This window comes from Carnobacterium sp. (assembly GCF_040274425.1).
On record NZ_JBEMBC010000147.1, the window covers coordinates 1 to 3,678 of the forward strand.

Genomic DNA, 3,678 nt, shown 5'->3' on the forward strand with positions numbered 1-3,678 from the left:
GCATATTTATTGACGGCATCTTCTGAAAGCATGGAATATTTTTCAAATTCAGCGGTGGTTGAAGCCGGTTTATGACCGGAAATAATCAAGCGTTCTGCTAGTTTGTCGAACCATTCTTCGTTTTGATTATACAATTCTTCAAATTTTTCATGCAGAGTGAAGAAATTAGCGCCATTTACATACCAGTGATATTGGTGCAATTTCACATGTAAAGTATGCATGTTCCCTAAAAGATGATCCGAAATGGCCGCTGCATTAATTTTTGTATGATGGACATGTTCCTTGTGTTCTTGTTCTTCTTGCAATCTTTCTTGGGGTGTTCTTTCTTGAGTAGCTTTATTTTCAGTCATGATTTATTCCTCCTATAATTTTGGTTTGTTTAAAATAGCTTTCTTTGATTCCTCCTTTTTCTTTACTGAATTTAGTATAGGATAGATTTCCGTTAAAAAAATTGACGCTCATCAAGAAAAGTATTTCTTAATAGACGCCAGGCTTCTCTATTAAATTCAACTGAAATAATCAAAGGAATGAAGTCGTTCCCTCCAAACAAAAATTTCATTAAAGTAGGGTCTAAAGAAAGAATAGCAACTATACTTTGTCAAGAGACATGACTGCTATTTTTTTGCTTGTTATTCTTCATTTACCAAAGGTCTTGTCTTGCAGTATATTTAATACTCTTTCTCACTAGTGTTGCATGCAACACTAGTGAGAAAGAGTATTAATAAGATTAACCTAGACGAATAACTTTACTTTATTTATGTCATACCATAAATAAAAATTGAAAAGAATTTTTTTATTTATTTTTAGTAGATCGATTAATAGGAGTTTTAGCTTATGGAATACCTATATTATTATTAGTTTTGACTGGTTTTTATTTTTATGACGGTTTGTCAAATTAATCTCTTATTTTGCAATACATGATTCTAAGCAATTTCATGTATTCCTATAAACTTAATAGTATCTGTTATCCAATACAAATACTCTAAGAAAGTTTACATATTATCACTTATAGGTTATAATATGTATATGAAAAAATATAATTTCGATATCTATGAAAAAGAAAACGGAGAAACACCTTTCTTGGATTATTTAGATAGCCTAGATGTAAAATCTAGAGCTAAAGTACTAAGAGCAATAACTATTGTAGAGGATTTTGGAGTCCATTCTCCACCAGGGTATATTGATCACTTAGATGATGGCATTTACGAAATCCGAGTAAAATTCTCAAGCAATATTTTTAGGTGTTTATATTTTCATTTTACTAATAATAAATATATTATCACGCATGGTTTCACGAAGAAAACACAAAAAACTCCTGCAAGAGAAATTACCAAATCTAAAGAGTATCGTAAAGACTACCTAGAAAGAAAGGGTGAAAAAGATGGAAAATAAACTAAAAGGATACTTTGATACCCAAATGGAGAATCCGGAATTTGCTGAAGCATGGAAAGAAACTGAAGCGAGCTATCAAGCTGCAACTATTCTTTTAAGAATTAGAGAAGAAAAACAATTAACTCAATCTGAATTAGCTACTTTAACTGGAAAAAAACAATCTTATATTTCTCGAGTTGAAAAAGGAACACAAAACATTAGTGTACAAACATTAAGTAATATCGTAGAATCTGTAGGCGGAAAACTCAAATTAGAAGTAGTCGTTTAACTTTGTAGCGATTCCTAAAATAACATGTACAAAAATATCTTATTTGCTATTATGTAATTAATTAAACCTATTGGTAGATAAACACAAGAATAAGGACCACCAAACTTACCTATATTTTATATGAGTTTGGTGGCCCTTATTCTGTTTGATACATGATTATATCTAATTTAATGTATCTAAGCCAAATAACTCCGCTGAAATTTTTAATCTAATCTATATGTATTTGTATTTTATAATTTCTTTTGTGACTTCTGATCAACAAAAGAGTCATATTCATCTTTGAAAACTTGAAGAAATTCTTCTAATAGCTGTTCATCTTGCTTTTGCACAGCTACATTTGACCAAAAAGATACTTCACTTGATTCATCCTCGGTCTCATCAAAAATGTCTGACCAGTCTTCAACAACAGAATCCGTCAGTGGTTTGAAGTGGTCAATTATTGAAATGCGTTTATCAGTTGAACATTTTTCTTTAAAAAAGACAATGAACGCTTTAACATCAGCCATTGATTTTTGAACTTCATCAGATTCTTGAATTCTATTTTCTAACTCCCTGCGACTTTTAGTCTTACTTTCCTCAGTAAACCCCTCGAAAGTAATCTCCCATAGTAATTCGCTTAAAAAATCGATTTTAGGTATATCCAATGGAAATATAACGTTATAATGGAGCATCTCTTCAAAAGAAAGATAATCAACTGAGTAGTGCTTTCCGTCTTCATTAAAGGTACAAAAAATATCGATCACTATTTCATCTGTAAAAGCATCTTCAATCCATTTAGCGGTAAGACTATATCCACACCTAGAAGCAGCATCCGTTGTGTCTACTCTATCCAATTCTTCTCTCAACTTAACTAACTTTTCTTTGATATTACCAACAGTAACCTCTTCCTCTTGGTAATAGTGTTTCTTCCAGTAGTTAGCGATAGTCTGTATTATTTCATCGTTAAATAAATAGTTTGTTACAACCTCTTTTAAGATCATCCTTTGTCTTCCTCCATTCTTTTATTTCAAGCCCAATCCATCAAATAAATACACTGTACTTATTTCACTTCACGTTCCAATGTATTTAGGATCGAAAATAGAATATCTTTATTCTCATCAGGAACAGGAAAATCTATTGTTCCTCCTCGTGTCACAGAGAAAACTGACTGTGACAGAAACAGTGAATCAGCTTCTACAATCTCTTTCACAGATTCTTTGGTCGCTTCAAAATGAAATTGTAATCCTATCGCATTGAACAGGCGAAACCCTTGGTTTTCCCACTTTTCAGTAGAATATAAAGGCGTAGCATGGCAAGGTTTTGTAAATCCTTCACCATGCCAATGAAGGACAGTATACTCTTTACTAGGATGAAAGTTTTGCGTTAAAGAGGTCACCGAGTGCCAACCAACTTCTTTAGGAGTAGAAATAATATCACTTCCATAGGCTTTAGCTAATTGTTGTGCACCTAAACAAATTCCTAACATCGGTTTCCCACTATCGACGACTTCTTTTATCAGATGTCGTTCATCTTGTATCCATTGTTCTGTATCATTCGCACTCATTGGTCCACCTAAAACAATTAAGAAAGACACTTCTTCCTCTTTGGGAAAAGGCTCTCCGTTAAATACTTTAATCATTTCGACTGTATGATTATTCTCTTGTATCCAGTCCATAATTCGACCAGGTTTTTCAAATGAAACATGTTGAATAATATGTATATTCATACTACCCTCCTTACTAACTATAATAGTTCAGTTTTCCATAAAGCTTTTTTAATAACCATTTATATTTCTTTGTATTTTGTGTTTCTCAGTAATCTATTTTAAACAGTCTTAAAAATTATCTAAGCTATAATCAAACTCAATTTCCATACATTATTCTTTCACTCATTTATTCGCTACTCCATAAGATATCGTTCCTTTTATTTAAGTTATATAGTAAATAAAGGGGTTGACCTAAGGTTTCTCATTTGCTAGCCGAGGTGAGAGAAAGTGGTGAGATGAGCATAGTTGTACCCTAGAACAGCCTAAAATATCT

The 3,678-nt window shown here is 32.1% G+C and carries 5 protein-coding genes; 2 read left to right on the top strand and 3 right to left on the bottom strand.

What is annotated here, in order from left to right; all coding sequences use genetic code 11:
• Positions 1 to 350 (bottom strand): ferritin-like domain-containing protein (locus tag ABS911_RS14700; protein ID WP_350468179.1); only part of this gene is annotated, 350 nt, incomplete at its 3' end.
• Positions 351 to 1,020: 670 nt separating this feature from the next.
• Between ABS911_RS14700 and ABS911_RS14705 the strand changes: the two genes are divergently transcribed.
• Complete coding sequence (locus ABS911_RS14705) at positions 1,021 to 1,392, top strand: type II toxin-antitoxin system RelE/ParE family toxin (RefSeq protein WP_023176478.1); 372 nt, start codon at positions 1,021 to 1,023, stop codon at positions 1,390 to 1,392.
• Entirely contained in the window at positions 1,382 to 1,660 is a 279-nt protein-coding gene (locus ABS911_RS14710; RefSeq protein WP_023176477.1) for a helix-turn-helix domain-containing protein, read from the top strand. Before ABS911_RS14705 ends, ABS911_RS14710 begins: the two co-directional genes overlap by 11 nt.
• Positions 1,661 to 1,890: 230 nt before the next feature.
• Here the strand turns inward: ABS911_RS14710 and ABS911_RS14715 are convergent, their stop codons facing one another.
• Positions 1,891 to 2,640, bottom strand: a complete 750-nt coding sequence (locus tag ABS911_RS14715) for a DUF6557 family protein (protein WP_350468180.1) — start codon at positions 2,638 to 2,640, stop codon at positions 1,891 to 1,893.
• Between the two features lie 59 nt (positions 2,641 to 2,699).
• Positions 2,700 to 3,365 (bottom strand): type 1 glutamine amidotransferase, encoded by a 666-nt coding sequence (locus ABS911_RS14720; protein ID WP_350468181.1) that lies wholly within the window; start codon positions 3,363 to 3,365, stop codon positions 2,700 to 2,702.
• Positions 3,366 to 3,678: the final 313 nt, after the last annotated feature.